The sequence below is a fragment of the Zunongwangia sp. SCSIO 43204 genome, from assembly GCF_019904275.1.
Taxonomy (GTDB): Bacteria; Bacteroidota; Bacteroidia; order Flavobacteriales; family Flavobacteriaceae; genus Zunongwangia; species Zunongwangia mangrovi.
In genome coordinates this window covers 1885281-1903882 of sequence record NZ_CP063204.1, presented here as the reverse complement: position 1 = coordinate 1903882, position 18602 = coordinate 1885281, and the positions used below count along the sequence as shown (strand labels likewise).

Sequence of the window (18602 nt, the reverse complement as noted above, 5' to 3'; positions counted from 1 at the left end):
AAATTTTAAAATCGAAAAAACCACTTAAAATTCTTTCAAAAATGGCTAATTTGAAACTCTAACATACTACCAGTTTATTATGCATTTAAATATGAAAAGAATCTTGTTTGGCGCTATACTTTTCCTTTGCCTGCAAGTTTCTGCACAACAACATTTTACCGACAGTATTTATAAACCTAAAGTTCGAAAAACACTTACTTATGCTGAAAAAGACGGCCAGGAACTTTACCTAGACGTTTATGAACCTGAAAATTCATTTAAAAACCGACCCGTTTTTATTTTCATGCACGGCGGTGGTTTTGGTTTTGGCAGTCCGCGAAATGAAGACGAGGTAAAATTGGCTAAAATCGCAGCAAGTTATGGCTATGTTGCCGTTCAAATATCCTATCGCTTAACCCGAAAAGACCAGTCTTTTGGTTGTGATTTTGAAACTGAAGAAAAGATCGAAACTTTCAAACTCGCTGCTGAAGATTTTTTGGATGCCGTGAACTTTATGATCAGCAAAAAAGATCAATTCAAAATAGATCCTGAAAAGATGATTATTGGCGGAAGTAGCGCGGGTGCTGAAGCTGTTTTAAGCGCAGCTTTTAATCGTGATCTGCTCTTTAAAGATGCTTCAAAATACGAGAATCTTAAATTTAAGGGCATTTTATCTTTGGCCGGGGCGATTGTCGATAAACGCTATATTAGTAAAGAAAACGCTGTACCAACGGTATTTTTCCACGGAACGGCAGATAATCTGGTGCCTTATGCTACCGCACCTCATCATTTTTGTGATAAAGACGAACTCGGTTATCTAATTTTAGATGGTTCCCGAAGTTTAGCCGATAAACTGAAGGAACTCGACACTTCTTACATGCTAAATACTTTCCCTGAAGCAGGACACGAAATTTCAGGAATTCCTTTTGATCATTTACAGATGGTTTTTCAATATTTTGACGATGTCTTTTTAAAAGGCGAAAATCAACAAATTGAGCATACATTTTAAAAGCGAAATACCTCATTAAAAAACAAAAAAACCGATGATTAGATCATCGGTTTTTTCTTTCGGAAATTATAATCAAATTGGTTAGGATCGATTATGTTTTAATTACACCTAAGCTTATTCTTTTAGTATAAATGTATTTTCAAATTCAGCATCAGAGCTTCCTGCAATAAAGAAATCAAACTCTCCTGGCTCAGCTACATGTTCTAAACTGCTGTTGTAAAATTTCAGATCTTCTGCGCTTACTTCAAAAGTTACGGTCTTAGATTCGCCTTTTTTCAACATAATTTTTTCAAAACCTATTAGCTGTTTCATTGGCGGCGTGATGCTTCTCACTTTATCATGAATATAAAGCTGCACTACTTCTTCACCATCGTACTCACCAGTATTGGTAATTGTTGCGCTTAAAGTGATCGTTCCATCCATTGTTAATTCGTCTGCACGGGCTTTTACATCGCTATACTCAAAATCGGTATAACTTAAACCATATCCAAAAGGATATAATGGTGAGTTAGGAGTGTCTAAAAATTCTGACTTAAATTTCTCAAATCCTGGCTGTGAACCTGGTCTTCCTGTTCTTTTCATTGAATAATAAACCGGAACCTGACCAACATTTCTTGGCCACGATGCTGTGATTTTTCCTGAAGGATTATAATCTCCAAAAATAACATCGGCAATTGCATTTCCTGCTTCTACACCTGGGTGCCAAACCTGAAGAATATCAAGACCCATTTCAGATTCTTCTGAAATATTTAAAGGACGACCACTCATTAAAACCAGTGCCATAGGCTTACCGATTTTGGCCAATTCGCGAATCATTTTTTTCTGACTTTCAGGAATCAGTAAATTAGTTCTGCTGGCAGCTTCTCCGCTCATTTCTGTTGCTTCTCCAACAACCGCCACGATCACGTCAGATTTTTTAGCCACTTTTATAGCTTCCTCTAACATTTTTTCAGGAGAAGTCTCGCTAATTTCAGCACGAGGACCAAAAACATTAATATTTTCAGCTAATTGGGCATCATTCGTAATATTTGCTCCCTGCGCGTAGCTTACTTTAGCCTTTGGCGCTACATTTTTTATTCCTTCTAAAACCGGAACAGAAAGTTGTGGATCACCGGTTGGCGCCCAGGTTCCTAACATATTATTTTTGTTATTGGCTAAAGGTCCAACAAGGGCAATTTTCGCATCTTTTTTAAGTGGAAAAACTCCGGCATCTTTCTTAAGTAACACAAAAGAATGCGCCGCTACTTTTCTTGAAAAAGCTCTATTTTCTTCAGAAAGGATATCCTTTTCTGGTCGGCTTTCATCTAAATATTTATAAGGGTCTTCAAAAAGACCAAGCTTATATTTCGCTTCTAAGATTCGGCGTGCAGCTGTGGTAATTTCTTCTTCGGTTACTTTACCTTCATCTAAAGATTTTTTCAGCGTTTGTAAAAAACCTTCTCCTACCATATCCATATCCAAGCCGGCTTTTAAAGCTAATGCTGAAACCGCCTGAAGATCTCCCATTCCGTGAGCGATCATTTCGTTTAAAGAAGTATAATCTGAAGTTACAAAACCATCAAATCCCCACTGGTCACGAAGCAGATCTGTTAGCAGCCATTTATTTCCGGTTGCCGGCACACCATCTACATCGTTAAAAGAGCTCATCACACTTCCTGCACCAGCATCGATCGCCGCTTTATAAGGAGGTAAATATTCATTGAACATTTTTACTCTACTCATATCGGTCGTATTATAATCACGACCTGCTTCTGAAGCTCCGTATAAAGCAAAATGTTTTACGGTAGCGATCATCGTATTTTCTTTGGTAAGATCGTCACCCTGGTAACCCTCTACCATTGCTTTTGCGATTTGAGAACCTAAATAAGGATCTTCACCGGCACCTTCAGCAATTCTTCCCCATCTTGGATCGCGAGCGATATCTACCATCGGTGAAAAATTCCAGTTGATCCCATCTGCCGTAGCTTCCTGAGCTGCAATTTCAGCAGTTCTTTTGATCATCTCTAAATCCCAACTTGCTGCAGTTCCTAAAGGAATTGGAAAGGTGGTTTTATAACCATGAATCACATCTGAACCAATTAGCAACGGAATTCCCAATCGGGTATCATTCACGGCATAATCCTGTGCAATTTTAATTTTATCGGGACCGGCAACACCAAATAGTCCGCCTACTTCCCCGTCTTTAATTTTTTGTTGCACATTATCACTTACCACTGCACCGGTAGCAACACCGCCTCCAGGATTAAGTAGGTTAAGCTGACCTATCTTTTCTTCGATGGTCATTTCAGCTAAGATCTCATCAACCTTTGCATCCATTTTAGATTCATCAGTTTGCGCTTGTAGGCTTTTTGTTGGGGCAAAAAAGCATCCTGTAATTAGCGAAAATGTGATTAAACTTTTCTTTATCATGTAATTCTATTTAGGGTTGTACTAACAATTATTCTATAGCTTTGCCACGCATTCTTTCGAAATTTCTGTAGGCATTTTCTATACTTTTTTCTGAAGCTTTTTCAAATTCCTTTTCAGTTACGTTGTAATATTGCTGAACAGAATCCAGTTTTTGCTTCATCATTTCAATTTCTTCCTGATAATCTGGATTATCGATCAGGTTATTATTTTCTTCTGGATCCTCCTGAAGATCATAGAATTCCCAGGCATCATTATCATCATAAAAATGCATGATCTTATAGCGATCGGTTTTAATTCCGTAGTGACGTTTTACCATATGAAAAGCCGGCCAATCGTAATAATGATAATAAATGGCATCACGATCCAGCTCTTCTTTTTGACCAAAAACCACATCTTTAAATGAGATTCCCTGCATATCTTCTGGAATATCAATTCCTGCAACATCTAAAAATGTTGGGGCAAAATCGAGATTTTGAGTCATGGCATTTACTTCAGATTGCTGCGGAATTTTCCCCGGAAATTGCATTAGCAATGGCATTCTAAATGATGGTTCGTACATAAATCGCTTATCAAACCATCCATTTTCACCCAGATAAAAACCCTGATCTGAAGTATAGACCACTAGCGTATTTTCATCTAGTCCCTGAGATTCCAAATAATCTAAAATTCTACCCACTCCTTCGTCTACTGAAGCTATGGTTGCCATATAATCCTTTAAATAACGCTGCCCTTTGTACCTGGCCAGATCTTCGCCATGCAAATCCTTTTCCCAAAAAGCATCATTTTCTGGGCGATAGGCCTCGTTCCATTTTTTACGTTGTTCATCGGTCATACGATCAAAATCGTCTATCCAGGGATTGCTTGCCAATTCATCTGTTCCTTTAGCCTTACTTATTTTAAGGTCGTGACCTTCGTACATATCCTCGTAAATGGTCATCAACTGTTCTTCAGCAGCTTCCTGGTTTTCGAAATCTGGGAAATACGAATCTGGCAAAGGAAATTGAACCGAATCATATTTATTGACGTGGCGCAAAGCAGGCATCCAGTTACGATGCGGTGCTTTGTGTTGCACCATTAAGAAAAACGGCTTCGACGTATCTCGTTGTTTTAACCAATCTAACGAGTAATCTGTAATAAGATCTGTTGCATAACCTTCAACTCTGGCAGTATCCTTTTCCGTAATAAAATCGGGATTATAATATTTCCCCTGGTCTTCTAAAATTTTCCAGTAATCAAATCCGGTTGGTTTTCCGGCTAAATGCCATTTCCCGATCACCGCAGTTTGATACCCATTATTTCTGAAAATCTTAGGCATGGTTTGCTGCGAATTATCAAACTTTTCCCCATTCATTCTAAAGCCATTTTCATGACTATGCTTCCCGGTTAAGATCACCGCTCTACTTGGCCCACAAAGCGAATTTGTGTTGTAATTCTGGCGAAATATTGCTCCGTTTTTAGCTAATCGATCGATATTTGGTGTTGGCGCCAGTTTCCCTATTTCACTTCCGTAAGCGCTTATCGCTTTTACCGCATGATCATCGGCCATTATAAAGACGATATTAGGCTTTTTAGATGCAGATTTTTCTTCAGCAGCATTTCCCTTTTCTTCTTTACAGGAAAAAAAGCTCATCAAAACAACGAAATACAGGAATCTAAGTTTCATTATTTTTCTTTTTTCTGACTTAATAACCAATCGTATAATTCTGGATTATTATAGGTTTCTGTCCAACTATTGTGATTTGCAAAAGGATAGATCGTGTATTTTACATCCTGATTTCCAGATTGCTTTAACGCCATCACCATTTTGTTACTGTTCTCTGGCAAAACAACATCGTCCATTGCTCCATGAAATACCCAAATAGGCATATTTTGAAGATGTTGCGCGTTTCGATAAATTGGCCTGTAGATCGCGCCACAAACCGGAGCCATTGCAGCAAACAATTCTGGATATTTACCGCCTGTAGCCCAAACGCCATAACCGCCCATACTTAAACCAGTTAAGTAAACCCTACTTGGATCGATTCGTTCTTCTTTGATAATTTTCATTACCAAAGCAGCTACTTCATCTGGCTGCCAGTAAGTTTCAGCAGGACATTGCGGCGCTAGCATTACCGCATCAATCTCATTTCCCTCTTTTAAATATTGAAAAGGCCCATTAACTTTTACCTTCTGAAGATCTGTACCTCGTTCGCCGGCACCATGTAGAAAAACGATTAAAGGATAATCTTCCTTGGACTTTTTATAGGCTTCAGGTTTATACAGAAGATATCCCATATCTACTGGAATCTCTACTTTCTCTTTAAATTGATTTTCTGAAATACCCGCAGTTTGAGCTTCCGCAGTAATTCCGAAGAAAATAAATAATCCTAGTAATGCGATATTCGATAATTTCATCATCAATTTTTTAACGGATAAACTCTAGCTTTTCTAATCCCTGCTGAACTTCAGGAGCACTCATAAATAGATCCCAAATAAGTCCGCTACGATAATTCTCGATCATCACCATCATTGGTCCCTGGTCGATCGCTAAATATCTTTCAGCAACCCAATCGCCACCATCTAAGTTGAAGGCATCGTAAAAACCGGCAGGTCCCCAAAGCAAATCGTGCTGATCTTCGTAAAAATATCTAATCGCTCTTAAGCTTTCTTCCGGAGTATAAGGAATAGAACTTACGGCAGCAGTTGGAGAAACCACTCCGTGATCATCATCTGGTGAATGTGCTGCGTAACCTACGCTACCATCTTCATTTTTAGTATAACTTGCAGTTAATCCCCAGCTATTTTCACTGTAAGTTTTATAATTATTAGGATTTTCCTGCGCATACTCATAATTGATCTTGCTATGGTTTACGTTTAGATCCCAATAATTGGCGTAACGATCGCTAAGTCCTTTTGGATTTAAGCCTAAATATGAATAATGTGCCCAAAACAACGGCCCTGCTTTATCGCCAACTGTGTTGAATTTTAATATTAGCGGAATTCCGTATGCTTTTTTATCGGTTGTAATATTTCCGCTTCTTGCCCAACCATCGTGATAAACGGCAGGTTTGATCGCATGATCTGGTGAACTGGCAGCCATTACGTAAGTAATAAGACATTCGTTATAACCTTCGATCATAAAATTCTTCTGAAATTCATAATCTGGCGACCAGTGCCAAAAAATTCCGTTTTTATTATTAGTGTACCAATCCCACTCAATATTTTGCCATAATTTATCGAATTTGGCTGCTACAGCTTTTTCGTCTTCATTTCCATCTTGCAAATACTGGCGCACCACAATAAATCCCTGCGCTAAAAACGAAGTTTCTACAATATCGCCTCCGTTGTCTTTACTATCTGAACCAAATTCTTGTGTTCCAGCGGTTCTTCCGTTTATCCAGTGTGGGAAAGCACCGTGATATTTTGGTGTTTTTTCTAAAAAAGTGGCAATTTTATATAAGCGTTGCACGGCTTCTTCTCGCGGAATAAATCCTCTTTCGATCCCCGCAACTATTGCCATTAATCCAAATCCAGATCCTCCCGTGGTTACAATATCCGGATCGTTATTTGGATAATCTCCGTTTGGATGATATCGCTCTCTGGCCATCCCGCTATTAGGTTCAGCAAAATCCCAGAAATATTTTAATGTTTGCTTCTGGACGGTGTCCAACAAGGCTTCTTCACTCAGTTTAGTTGAATCCTGAGCAGTTTTTGGTGAAGTCTCTTCTGAATTGTTTTTTGAAGTGTCGTTGCATGCGGTGAATGCAAAACCTAAAAACAGAAGATATATAAGGTGTTTTTTTAGATTCATCGGTTAAGCTTAAAATAAGAAAGGTGTTTCGAGAAACTCCCGAAACACCTTTTAATAGATTTATTAGTATCCAGGATTTTGTTCTAATAATCCTCCTGAAAGGCTTATCTGATCCTGAGGTATTGGGAAAACTTCATTTTTGTTGGCCTGGAATCCAAGCGGTCCAAAAACTTCCTGTCCTCTACCCTGGCGAATCACGTCGAAATAACGATCGAACTCCATACCAAATTCCAATCTTCTTTCTCTCCAGATAATATCTCTTAATTCAGATTGAGAAGTAGTGGTAATGGCTGGCAATTCTACTCTGGATCTTACCATATTTAAACTTTCTAGAGCAGCAGCAGAATTTCCTAATTCGTTATTTGCTTCCGCATTCATTAAAAGAACTTCAGCATAACGTAAAATGATAAGATTCTTTTCTGTAGCATTGGCATTCTCCGGCCCAAAATACATTTTCTCACTATAGTATGGGTTTGGAGCATCTTCACTAACTACGGCAGTAAGATTAGGATCATCTTCATATAAATAGTTGTCGTACATTTCTTCTCCGCGGAAAATAATGGTTGCATCCATACGAATTTGATCGTCTGCAGCTTCGTAAGCATCTACTAAGCTTTGAGAAGGAACATCGAATCCCCATCCCCACTGGCCTCTTACTCCGTGGTGAACGGCCATATTATTAATTCCTAAATTTTCTGAAGCACTTCCCTGAACCTCGAAAATAGACTCTGCAGTATTCTCATTCTGGTTTCTCCAAAGTTCTTCGTAGTTAGGATGTAATGCATACTGTCCTGAAGCGATCACCTCGTTAGTTAGCTCTAGAACTTCCTGCCAGTTCCCCTGGTACATTTGCACTTTTGCAAGCAAGGTTTTTGCAGTCCCTTGTGTAACTCTACCTACTTGTGCAGGAGTTTCAGGTAAATTTTCTGCAGCTTCAGTAAGATCTTCTACGATAAAAGCGTATACATCTTCACGGCTATCTCTAACCAGTAAAGCTTCCTGGTCGTTAGGATCTGTTTCTTCAGTAATTATTGGCACACCACCAAATACACGTACTAATGTAAAATAATGGTAAGCTCTGAAGAATTTGAATTCTGCCTGATATTCTGCAATAGTAGATTCAGATAAATTATTTGCCGGCTCATTTACGATATCGATCCCTGTATTTGCAGTGGCTACTCCGCGATAATTTGCTCCCCAAAGACCACCAACAGAAGTATCTGTAGCTTCATGAGTAAAATTATCTAGTTTATCTTTATCTGTACCTGAATCTCCTGGCGCACTTCCTTTATCTGCATCATCTGAAGCAATACTGAAAATACCAGAATATGAGAAAGAATGCTGACTCCAATCCAACAAGTGGGAATAAGAAGCAACGATTGCCTGCTCTACATTCTCTCCCTGAAAATATCCACTGCCGGTTGTAGCTTGCCCTTCTGGCGCTACATCTAAATAATCATCTGAACATGACATGGCTAATAGTGCAGAAACTGCAACTAAAGCTTTCGTCATGGTTTTATATTGAATTCTTAAATTTTTCATTGTCATAGTATTTTTTAAAAGTCAATATTTAATCCTAAAAGGAATTTTGCTGTTGTTGGATAAGCATCCAATTCTAAACCGCTATCAAGAATACCTCTTGGTAATTCAGGATTAAATCCGCTGTATTTTGTAAACGTTAGTGCGTTTTGCGCTGTCGCATACACTCTTAAACGTGAAAGTTGAATCGATTCAAGAATATCATCACTAAAATTGTATCCAACAGTAATGTTGTTCACTCTTAAGAAGTCTCCATCTTCCAGATAATAATCTGAAGGAAGTGGCACCGCGTTAAACGCTGCAGGACCTCCGTTACCGCTATCTCCACCTGTATATCTTTCTCCAAATAGGTCGGCATCGATATTCTCTCCACTAAATCTTTGTGCTCTTAGACCGTTAAATACTTTATTCCCAACGTTTCCGAATAACGAAGTAGAGAAATCTACTTGCTTATAGGTTACACCTAAGTTGATTCCGTAATAAAAATCTGGTTGGTAAGATCCCATATATTGTCTATCAGTTTGAGTGATAGAACCGTCTCCATTAGTATCTACATATCTAAAGTCTCCTACACGTGCTCCTGGCTGTGCACTATTATCGATCTCTGACTGGCTTGTGAAAACACCATCTGTTTTATATAACCAGAAAGTTCCAAGTTCATTACCTTCTACAGTTCTTGTAACGATTTGACCATTACCTAGATCTCCACTATCTATAAAAGGAATAGCGTTTTCTACAACCGGGTTAATATTGGTTAATTCGTTCTCGTTTTTAGTGATGTTGAATCCAACATTATAACTAAAGTCTCCACTTTCTGAAGCATCACTCCAATTTAAAGCGAACTCGATACCTTTATTTTCAATACTACCGGCGTTGGTTACGAAACTATCATCACCAGATGTTTGTGGTAAAGAAAGTGGGAATAAAATATCCTCTGTTTCTTTATCATAATAGGTAAATTCACCTGTTAAGCGATTATCCAACATTCCAAATTCGATACCTAGATCCAGCTCTGTTGTAGTTTCCCAGGTAAGATTTTCATCATATTGCTGAATTGAAGATCCCCCTATCGCTACACCATTTGGAAATGGATAAGCGCTAAAGTCGATCAATTGAAGAAATAATCCAGAATCGATACGGTCGTTACCTACTAAACCGTAACTACCTCTTACTTTAAGATTGCTTAAGAAATTTTGGTTTGCAAAGAAATCTTCGTTATCGATGTTCCATGCTACACCAAAAGAAGGATAATATCTAATTCTTTCAGACTCTGCAAATTTAGATGAACCTTCTCTACGAATAGTTGCATTAAATACATAACGCTTATCAAAGTTATATAACAATCTAGAGAAGTAAGCCAAACGTGTAGAACGGTCACCTACATGATCGATTGTTTGTCCTTCCTGTTCTCCTATTCCTAAGTATAAAAGATTATCAGATGGTGGCACACCACGACGGGAACCTTCAAAAGCTTCTGACGCTAAACGCTCTGAAGTTAAACCTAAAGTAAGGTTCACATCATGCTTACCAAATTTCTTATCGAATGTTAAGAAGTTATCCCAGTTAAAACGTTCTTCATCATAATCACGAACGTTTAAAACCTGATTTTGGTTAAGAATTTGAGTTCCACTTTCGTTACCTACGATGTATCTAGCACCATAGTTTCTGCTCTTTTCTCTAAGAACATTTACACCAATACTAGAACGGAAAGATAACCAGTCGAAAATATCAACTTCTCCCCATGCATTTCCTAAAATTCTAACCTGCTCGTTTACGTTTTGGTTATTATCGATGTTCGCTACAGGATTACCTACGTTATTTAGGTTAGTAGTTCTATAATTACCATCCTCACCGCGAACAGGAATGTGTGGTGCCTGTTTGTAGGCGTTAGTAAAGTTTGAAAAAGATGGATTAAAACCTCTTTGTCTCACTAAACTTACGTTATGCCCAAATCTTATATTTTCGCTTAAATGGTAAGTATTATTTAATCGAACAGTTAATCGCTCGTAATCATTATCCTGAAGAATCCCTTCTTCATCCATATAATTTGCAGATACGTAGTAATCGATATCTTCTTTACTTCCAGAAACCGATAAATTATAGTTTTGGAAAAGACCTTCTCTCGTGATCTGGTCCATCCAATCTGTTGTTTGCAAACCAGAAATTTCTGAAGCTGTAAATGCAGGATCATTTCCTGTTCTGGTTAAAGCTTCGTTAGTATATTGTGCATACTCCTGCGCATTTGCCATATCAACACCATTTACTAAAGTATTGATACCAGTAGTAGAAGATAAAGAAACTTTCATCTTCCCCTTACCTGATTTAGTGGTGATTAAAACTACACCGTTTGCGCCACGAGCACCATAAATAGCAGTTGAAGAAGCATCCTTTAAAACATCGAAGCTTTCGATATCTGAGTTGGCGATACCACTAATATCCTGTGTGATCACACCATCCACAACATATAAAGGATCTGCTCCACCAAGAACTGAAATTGCACCTCTAATTCTCACATTACCAACAGAACCAGGGGAACCATTATTGATTACCTGAACACCCGGTAACTTACCTTGTGCTGCCTGTAGTGCTGAAGTAGTTGGCGAATCATTAATTTCTTCGGCCTTTAAATTACTTATGGTCCCGGCAAGATCTCGAGACTCTGCCTCTCCATATCCAATTACTACAACTTCATTTAAAGACGCAGCTTCTTCTTGTAGTACTACATTATATTCATTCTCTGTTCCTACAGTTACTTCTTTTGGTTGAAATCCTAAGAAAGTTATTCTAAATACATCGCCCTCCTCTACATCTTCCAGAGTGAAGTTACCGTCAAAGTCTGTTACGGTAAAAATTTCCTTCCCCTGTACTTTTAGTTGGGCACCAGGTAACGGCACATCTGTACTATCTGATACAGTACCGCTAATGGTTTTTGTCTCCTGCGCCATACCTATATAGGATAAAAGCATGACGAAAACAGTAATTAATTTGAATCTCATACGGTTTGATGTTTACTTAATTTTGCCGAAAGATACAGGTAGGTGCTTATTTTTCGCAAACGATGTAGTACACATCCTATACATCATTGAATTTTAATTTATATATCTCTGAAATACAGATATTTAAAACTAATTTGAAGTAAATAAAAAATACCAAAATTAATGTATGATGTAGTAATGATGTAGTGCTGAATTCTAAAAAAGAAGGCTAAATTTTAAAATTTTAGAAATTTTTAATAAGAAAATTTGTCAGATTCTCGTTCTTATCCAAATCCATTTTTTTCCGAAGACGATAGCGATGTACTTCTACACCCCTAACTGAAATTCCCATTAACGGAGCAATTTCTTTTGAAGTAAGATTCATCTTTAAGTAAGAACAAAGTTTTAGATCTTTACTGGTAAGCTGGGGATAAGTATCTAAAAGGTCCTTGAAAAAATCTTCATGAATTTCATTGAAATTCGTTTCAAAAACCTGCCATTCATCCTTACTTTTTACAGCTCCATTAATTTTATTCATAATGTGCTTAAGACGATATTGGTTAATTTTTGCCTTATCTTTATTTAGTTCTCCCTGTATCTCCATTAGCACTTCGTTCTTCTTAGCCGCCATCATGGTTGTATTGGCTAATTCTTTACGTTTCATATCGATCTCGTCCATTAAACGTTCACGTTCTAATCTATCGATACGTTCTTTATGCTCTTTTTCAAATTTTTGCTCGATAAGCAGTTGATGCTTTTTAAGACGTCTTCTGTTATACAAAAAAATCAGAGCTATTCCGCATAAAAACAACATAAGATAAGCTGATTTCATCCAAAGAGATAGGTACCATGGCGGTAAGATCGAAAAACTGAAAACTTTAGAATTATCAGACCTGCTTCCTAAAGGGTATAGCGCTAAATCGTATTCTCCATAATCTAAATTCTGAAATTCAAGTTTACCATTATCAACAATCCCAGAGATCGTATCGTTTCCAATAAGATGATATCCTATTTCTCGTGCATCAGAAAAAGGTAGACCTATATCAAATCTTATTAAACTGGCATTTTTAAAAGGAATTTCTGCCTCTTCAGTTAAAGCATATTTATTCTCTAAATCTTCTAGCCCAGTAACAAAAGGTTCAGAAATAAACAATCCAGCTTGTTCTTTTAAAAGTTTGCTAAGATCTAAACGTGCAAAACCATCTTTTAAGCTGATATAAAACACAGAGTCTGAAACCGCCGTCATTTGCTCATAGCCCTTTACTAAACGATTGTCCAAACGCCAGGAAGGTAAGATCAACTGTTTTTCTTTCAAATTTGTAAACAAAAGATCATTTGTTTTGGTATTTATAAACCAATATTCATCATTTATTTCTTCCAAAAGCTTATATCCATTAAACTTATTTATTTCTTCAAAATCTTCAAGACTATCACTAAATGCGTTGTATTTTAGCCACCTATCATCAGAAAAAACTGCAATTTGATTATTGATCTTAAATATTTGAGGGTTTACAAGCGATGCATTCTTTAAACCAGAAACCTCTTTTACAGATTCAGCTATTCCTAGGCTATCAAAAAGAATAACACGATAAACACCCTCGTAGGGGTGTGCAGCCCATAAGGTATTTTCATTCTCAAAAATTATTTTTTGGACGGGAAAATTTAAACTGTCTATTTTAGAAAAATGATCATCTGTATATGTAATGATACCTGTATAGGTTCCGATAAGATACTTACCAGAAGGTGACACTTCTGTATAAAAACTTCCTGTGGAATTATCTATAATTTCGGCGTTTTCACTATTTATTTTAAGAGTACCCGAATTACTGTTGCTTAATATTTCGCTTTCAAGTTTTTCTAAATTCCAGGAATGGCCCTCGGCTCCTTCGATAATTTTTAATTTATCATCGGCTAATCGATAAACGCCAGTATTACTGGCCAAAAACATTTGATCTGAATCGTTCACAAGATCATAAACCGCTCCCAACTCTCCAGAAGTATCCGTATAAAAACTTATGGGCGAATCTATATCTATTCGATCAATTCCGTTATCAAGTCCCAACCAAAGATTTCCTTTGAAATAATCCATAGAAAGAATAGTATTATTCTGTAAGCCATTAGATCTATCGAAAATTTGGTAATTCCCGTTTTGACTATTCCATTTTAGAAGTCCGCTTTTTAAGGTTCCAATCATAAGATCGTTATTTGGCAGACTTATGATCTTATTTAATTCAGACTTACCTATAAACTGATTTACCTTTTCTGGTAATAATTCAAACTGATTATTTTGGGTGTTTAGAGAATATATTTTCTCTCTACTACCTACATAAAGTTGTTGGTTATGAAGCTCGATATCAGCAATGGTAGTACCTTTCAAGTATACTGAAGGCTGATAAAATTTAAGTTTATCGTTATTATCCAGGTAAAAGAGCCCATCTTGACCCTTTGCAACTAAAAGTTTTCCTTTAAAATGCTGCATACTCGTAAATACACCACTTGCGATCTTATCGATCGACTCTCCATCATATTTATATAATCCCCCAAAGGATCGAAAATAAATATTCTCTTTATATGCGATAATTCCCCAAAATTCCTCGTCGCTAAGATTTATATCTTTAAATAGCGATTTTAAAGAATGATATTTAAAATTCCCTTTATCGCTTCGACTCCAATAACCAAATTCTCTATAAGATCCAGTAAAGATCTTATCCTTAAAAGTATATACGGAACGAATGATTGCTCCAGAATTGAGACTGTATAATTTCCAGGTTTGACCATTATAAACTAATAGACCGCGATTATTTGCAACATAAATAACACCTAAGTCATCTATAGAAACATCCCAATTTTGACTAGCCGCGTCATATTCAATCGAAGAATAACTTTGTATGGGTGGATTCAACTGTTGTGCAGTAGAATAAACCCCACATAAAATACTGATTATAAATACATAAACAATTTTTTTAGACTTCAAAAAAAATCGATCTGTGCAGTTAAAATTCTCTCTTTCCATACCGCAAAACTACGACATTAAATTCCTAAATAAGGTATAAATAGTACTTCAAAAGTTTAACAACGGATTATATCCTAATAATTGGATTTTTTCCTATTTTTGGAAAAATTGGTAGAATGAATTTCGATAGAATTAAAAAGAAATTAGAAATTTTAGCAGACGCAGCAAAGTACGATGTCTCGTGCTCAAGCAGCGGTAGTAATCGAAAGAATACTAAAAACGGACTTGGAGATTCCTCTGGAATGGGAATTTGCCATAGTTATACTGAAGATGGACGCTGCGTATCTCTTTTAAAGATCTTACTTACCAATCATTGTATTTTCGATTGCGCTTATTGCGTAACAAGACGAAGTAATGATATAAAACGAGCTGCATTTAAGGTTCAGGAAGTAGTCGATCTTACTATCAATTTTTATCGTAGAAATTATATTGAAGGGCTTTTTCTAAGTTCAGGAATTTTTAAAAGTCCGGATCATACGATGGAACGATTAATTAGAGTGGCTAAAAAACTTAGAGAAGAAGAAAATTTTAATGGCTATATACACCTAAAATCCATACCGGGAGCCAGTGATGAACTAATGCGTGAAGCCGGACTTTATGCAGACCGATTAAGCGTAAACATCGAAGTACCTACAGTTTCTGGTTTGAAATTACTCGCTCCAGAGAAAAGACATGAAGATTTCACGAAACCCATGCTAAAGGTTAAAAATGAGATCATACAATTTAAAAACGAAAAGAAATTTATAAAAAGTACTCCAAAATATGCTCCGGCAGGTCAAAGCACCCAAATGATCGTAGGTGCAACGGGAGAAAGTGACCGTGATATTATGTATTCTGCCAATAACTATTACAAGCAGTATAATATGAAACGTGTTTATTATTCTGGCTATGTCCCTATCACGACAGATCCCCGGCTACCAGCCATAACTTCTCAAGTTCCTATGCTAAGGGAGAATAGATTATATCAAACAGATTGGCTTCTTAGATTCTATGGTTTTGATATAAGAGAACTATTAAATAATGATCATCCTAACTTAGATTTGGATATCGATCCAAAATTAAGTTGGGCTTTACGTAATCAACATTTATTTCCTGTAAATATTAATACTGCAGATAAATCTATGCTTGCTAGAATTCCCGGCCTGGGAATGCGATCTGTCTTTAAGATTTTACAAGCCAGAAAATATCGTAAGTTAAACTGGGAACATTTAAAAGCTATAGGAATCGCATTAAATAGAGCAAAATATTTTATAGTATGCGATTCTAGATTATGGGAAAGAAAAGATTGGACCCCAGAACAAATAAAATCGAAGATTATAAAAACAAGTTCTAGTAAATTTAGGAAAGACTATTCTACTCAGCTAAACCTATTTGACCATGCATCCTAAGATTTTAATCTACGATGGGACTTTTAAAGGTTTGCTAACCTGTATCTTCCAGATCTATGAAGAAAAATTAACCGAATATAGTATTTATCCAGAAGGCTATAATCAAAATGACTTTTTTGCAAACCAAGAACATGTAATTACAGACGAAGAAAAATCTGGGCGAGTTCTGGAAAGCTTTAAAAAGTATACTTCTAAAAAAGCTGTTCACCGAATCTATCGCGCATTTTTGTCTGAAATTCCGGGTGTAGAACTCTTAATTGTAGATTTTTTCAAGCATATTTTTGAGCACAAAACAGATCTTTCAGATGATTTTTCACATCCTCCAATACTCAAAATCGCCCAATTAGATAGAAAAGTTGGTCGCGAAAAGCATAGAATGGAAGCTTTTATAAGATTTGAACTGCTAAAAGATGGAATTTTTTTCACAAAAATTGCCCCTGATTTTAACGTTTTACCCCTAATTTTAAAACATTTTAAGAATAGATATGCCGATCAACAATGGATAATTTATGATGAAAAACGACAATTTGGGCTTTATTACAACTTAAATAAAGTAACACCAATCAGCCTAGATTTTAAAAATAATTCAAAAAAAAACACGAATATTCTTCACGAAGACGAAATAAGCTTTCAAAAATTATGGAAATCATATTTCGACGCTAGCAACATAAAATCCCGAAAAAACACTAAATTACACCTGCAACATGTACCAAAACGTTATTGGAAATATTTAACGGAAAAGACTATTATCATGTAATGAAAATTAGTTTACATTTGTTTGTTCAACTAATTAAACATTATAACGATGAAAAAATTATTCTTATTATTTGCTGTAGCAACTATGACAATTTCTATGTACTCTTGTAGAGAAACTACTGAAGAAAGTGCAGAAGATACCATGGAACAAATGGGTGAAGATGTAGAAAGCGGAGTTGATGAAGCTGCTCAAGAAACTGAGGACGCAATTGACGAAGCTGGTGACGAAATCGAAGAAGCAGGACAAGAAGTTGAAGACGAAGTAGAGGACAACGACGACATGTAATTCTCTCTTCCTTTGAAGAAAATTATAAAAAAGCCACTCGTCGTAGTGGCTTTTTTTAGGTTTAAATAAAAGTAAACTACCTCGGGGCAAGCCCTCGAAACATTCGTTGGAAACAAATTTTTAATTTCGAGGCAAGCCTCTGGGTATTATACCCTTTGGCGGTGCCAATCAAAAACTAAATAATCATGAAAAAATTAATTTTATCTGTCTTTGTTGCAGCTTTTGCATTTACCTTCCAGTCCTGTAGAGAATCTACCGGAGAAAAGACAGAAGAGGCTATTGAAGCTATCGGAGAAGATATCGAAGATAATGTAGAGCATGCTGGAGAAAAGATTGAAGAAGGTGCCGATAAGGTAAAAGAAGAAGTTGATGAAGAAATTCACGAAACAGACGATGTGAATGGAGAAGAAGCTAATGACGATCTATAATCGTATCATCTAAAAACTAAAAAGGCTGCAAATTTGCAGCCTTTATTTTTTCCTTTCAATTACATAATTTACCATCAATTCCAGAGAATCTTTATACTGAGATTGTGGATATTCTTCAAGTATTTTTAAAGCTTCCTCCTGAAAAGCGATCATTTGAGAAGTGGCGTACTTTAAACCACCCTTTTCTTTTACAAAAGAGATCACCTCTTTTACACGCTTTTTATCTTTATTGTGATTCTTAACCGAATTGATTACCCAGGCCTTTTCTTTCTTATCTGAATTATTAAGCGCATAAATTAACGGCAACGTCATTTTTTGCTCTTTAATATCGATTCCGGTTGGTTTTCCTATTTTTTCTTCGCCGTAATCAAAAAGATCATCTTTTATCTGGAAAGCCATTCCAATAAGTTCACCAAATCGGCGCATGGTTTCTACTTCTTCAGAATCAGGTTTAACTGAAGCAGCGCCTAAGCTACAACAAGCCGCAATAAGCGTTGCTGTTTTTTGCCGAATTATATCGTAATACACATCTTCAGTAATATCTAAACGCCTGGCTTTTTCAATTTGCAATAGTTCACCTTCACTCATCTCTCTAACCGCGACAGAAATAATCTTCAGCAAATCAAAATCGTTATTATCGATAGAAAGAAGCAATCCTTTAGACAACAAGTAATCACCAACCAAAACGGCGATCTTATTTTTCCATAAAGCATTTATACTGAAAAATCCTCGTCTGCGATTACTATCATCCACAACATCATCGTGAACCAGGGTCGCAGTATGAATAAGTTCGATCACTGAAGCACCTCGATAGGTTCTCTCGTTCACTTTTCCTTCAGAAACCATCTTGGCTACCAAAAAGACGAACATAGGCCGCATTTGCTTTCCTTTTCGATTTACGATGTAGTGCGTAATTCGATTTAAGAGCGCAACTTTAGAAGACATCGATTGGAAGAACTTTTTCTCGAAAAGCTCCATTTCTCTTTCAACCGGAAGTTTTATTTGAGAGATTATCTTCATAAAGTCCGCA

General features: G+C 36.6%; 13 protein-coding genes. 5 read left to right on the top strand and 8 right to left on the bottom strand.

Annotation, left to right across the window (positions count from 1 at the left end):
• Positions 1-91 precede the first annotated feature (91 nt).
• Positions 92-988, top strand: a complete 897-nt coding sequence (locus INR75_RS08370; protein WP_223091526.1) for an alpha/beta hydrolase — start codon at positions 92-94, stop codon at positions 986-988.
• A gap of 114 nt (positions 989-1102) precedes the next feature.
• On the opposite strand, the gene bglX is transcribed toward INR75_RS08370, so the two are convergent.
• The 7 genes from bglX to INR75_RS08335 form a co-directional block, all read right to left on the bottom strand.
• On the bottom strand, positions 1103-3397 hold the full coding sequence (bglX, locus tag INR75_RS08365; protein WP_223091525.1) for a beta-glucosidase BglX: 2295 nt from the start codon (positions 3395-3397) through the stop codon (positions 1103-1105).
• Between the two features lie 28 nt (positions 3398-3425).
• Positions 3426-5060 carry a sulfatase gene (locus INR75_RS08360; protein ID WP_223091524.1) on the bottom strand — a complete coding sequence of 545 codons (1635 nt, stop codon included), beginning with the start codon at positions 5058-5060 and terminating at the stop codon, positions 3426-3428.
• Positions 5060-5794 carry a prolyl oligopeptidase family serine peptidase gene (locus INR75_RS08355; protein ID WP_255584676.1) on the bottom strand — a complete coding sequence of 245 codons (735 nt, stop codon included), beginning with the start codon at positions 5792-5794 and terminating at the stop codon, positions 5060-5062. The genes INR75_RS08360 and INR75_RS08355 overlap by 1 nt, the downstream gene beginning before the upstream one ends.
• Positions 5795-5801: 7 nt before the next feature.
• Positions 5802-7187, bottom strand: a complete 1386-nt coding sequence (locus INR75_RS08350; RefSeq protein ID WP_223091523.1) for a glucoamylase family protein — start codon at positions 7185-7187, stop codon at positions 5802-5804.
• A 63-nt stretch (positions 7188-7250) separates the two neighbouring features.
• Positions 7251-8729 (bottom strand): RagB/SusD family nutrient uptake outer membrane protein, encoded by a 1479-nt coding sequence (locus INR75_RS08345; protein ID WP_223091522.1) that lies wholly within the window; start codon positions 8727-8729, stop codon positions 7251-7253.
• A 14-nt stretch (positions 8730-8743) separates the two neighbouring features.
• Positions 8744-11722: a TonB-dependent receptor gene (locus INR75_RS08340; protein WP_223091521.1), complete on the bottom strand. Its 2979-nt coding sequence runs from the start codon at positions 11720-11722 to the stop codon at positions 8744-8746.
• A gap of 223 nt (positions 11723-11945) precedes the next feature.
• Positions 11946-14675 carry a histidine kinase gene (locus tag INR75_RS08335; protein ID WP_255584675.1) on the bottom strand — a complete coding sequence of 910 codons (2730 nt, stop codon included), beginning with the start codon at positions 14673-14675 and terminating at the stop codon, positions 11946-11948.
• Between the two features lie 155 nt (positions 14676-14830).
• Here INR75_RS08335 and INR75_RS08330 point away from each other — a divergent pair, with 155 nt between their 5' ends.
• From INR75_RS08330 to INR75_RS08315, 4 genes are all read left to right on the top strand, one after another.
• Positions 14831-16102 (top strand): putative DNA modification/repair radical SAM protein, encoded by a 1272-nt coding sequence (locus tag INR75_RS08330; RefSeq protein ID WP_223091519.1) that lies wholly within the window; start codon positions 14831-14833, stop codon positions 16100-16102.
• The gene (locus tag INR75_RS08325; RefSeq protein ID WP_223091518.1) at positions 16092-16859 is read left to right on the top strand and encodes a TIGR03915 family putative DNA repair protein; all 768 of its coding nucleotides are present in this window, start codon (positions 16092-16094) and stop codon (positions 16857-16859) included. Before INR75_RS08330 ends, INR75_RS08325 begins: the two co-directional genes overlap by 11 nt.
• Positions 16860-16907: 48 nt before the next feature.
• Positions 16908-17144, top strand: coding sequence for a hypothetical protein (locus INR75_RS08320; protein WP_092540432.1), 237 nt, complete (start codon positions 16908-16910; stop codon positions 17142-17144).
• A gap of 185 nt (positions 17145-17329) precedes the next feature.
• Entirely contained in the window at positions 17330-17572 is a 243-nt protein-coding gene (locus INR75_RS08315) for a hypothetical protein (RefSeq protein ID WP_223091517.1), read from the top strand.
• Between the two features lie 42 nt (positions 17573-17614).
• Here INR75_RS08315 and INR75_RS08310 read toward each other — a convergent pair whose 3' ends face one another.
• On the bottom strand, positions 17615-18592 hold the full coding sequence (locus tag INR75_RS08310) for a polyprenyl synthetase family protein (RefSeq protein WP_223091516.1): 978 nt from the start codon (positions 18590-18592) through the stop codon (positions 17615-17617).
• Between the last annotated feature and the right edge of the window lie 10 nt (positions 18593-18602).

Bases quoted from the DNA above. Each gene is read 5' to 3' on its own strand.
- INR75_RS08325 (WP_223091518.1), top strand. From the start codon at position 16,092: ATGCATCCTAAGATTTTAATCTACGATGGGACTTTTAAAGGTTTGCTA.
- INR75_RS08360 (WP_223091524.1), bottom strand. From the start codon at position 5,060: ATGAAACTTAGATTCCTGTATTTCGTTGTTTTGATGAGCTTTTTTTCC.
- INR75_RS08370 (WP_223091526.1), top strand. From the start codon at position 92: ATGAAAAGAATCTTGTTTGGCGCTATACTTTTCCTTTGCCTGCAAGTT.
- INR75_RS08345 (WP_223091522.1), bottom strand. From the start codon at position 8,729: ATGAAAAATTTAAGAATTCAATATAAAACCATGACGAAAGCTTTAGTT.
- INR75_RS08340 (WP_223091521.1), bottom strand. From the start codon at position 11,722: ATGAGATTCAAATTAATTACTGTTTTCGTCATGCTTTTATCCTATATA.
- INR75_RS08315 (WP_223091517.1), top strand. From the start codon at position 17,330: ATGAAAAAATTAATTTTATCTGTCTTTGTTGCAGCTTTTGCATTTACC.
- INR75_RS08330 (WP_223091519.1), top strand. From the start codon at position 14,831: ATGAATTTCGATAGAATTAAAAAGAAATTAGAAATTTTAGCAGACGCA.
- INR75_RS08355 (WP_255584676.1), bottom strand. From the start codon at position 5,794: ATGATGAAATTATCGAATATCGCATTACTAGGATTATTTATTTTCTTC.
- INR75_RS08320 (WP_092540432.1), top strand. From the start codon at position 16,908: ATGAAAAAATTATTCTTATTATTTGCTGTAGCAACTATGACAATTTCT.
- INR75_RS08350 (WP_223091523.1), bottom strand. From the start codon at position 7,187: ATGAATCTAAAAAAACACCTTATATATCTTCTGTTTTTAGGTTTTGCA.
- INR75_RS08310 (WP_223091516.1), bottom strand. From the start codon at position 18,592: ATGAAGATAATCTCTCAAATAAAACTTCCGGTTGAAAGAGAAATGGAG.
- bglX (WP_223091525.1), bottom strand. From the start codon at position 3,397: ATGATAAAGAAAAGTTTAATCACATTTTCGCTAATTACAGGATGCTTT.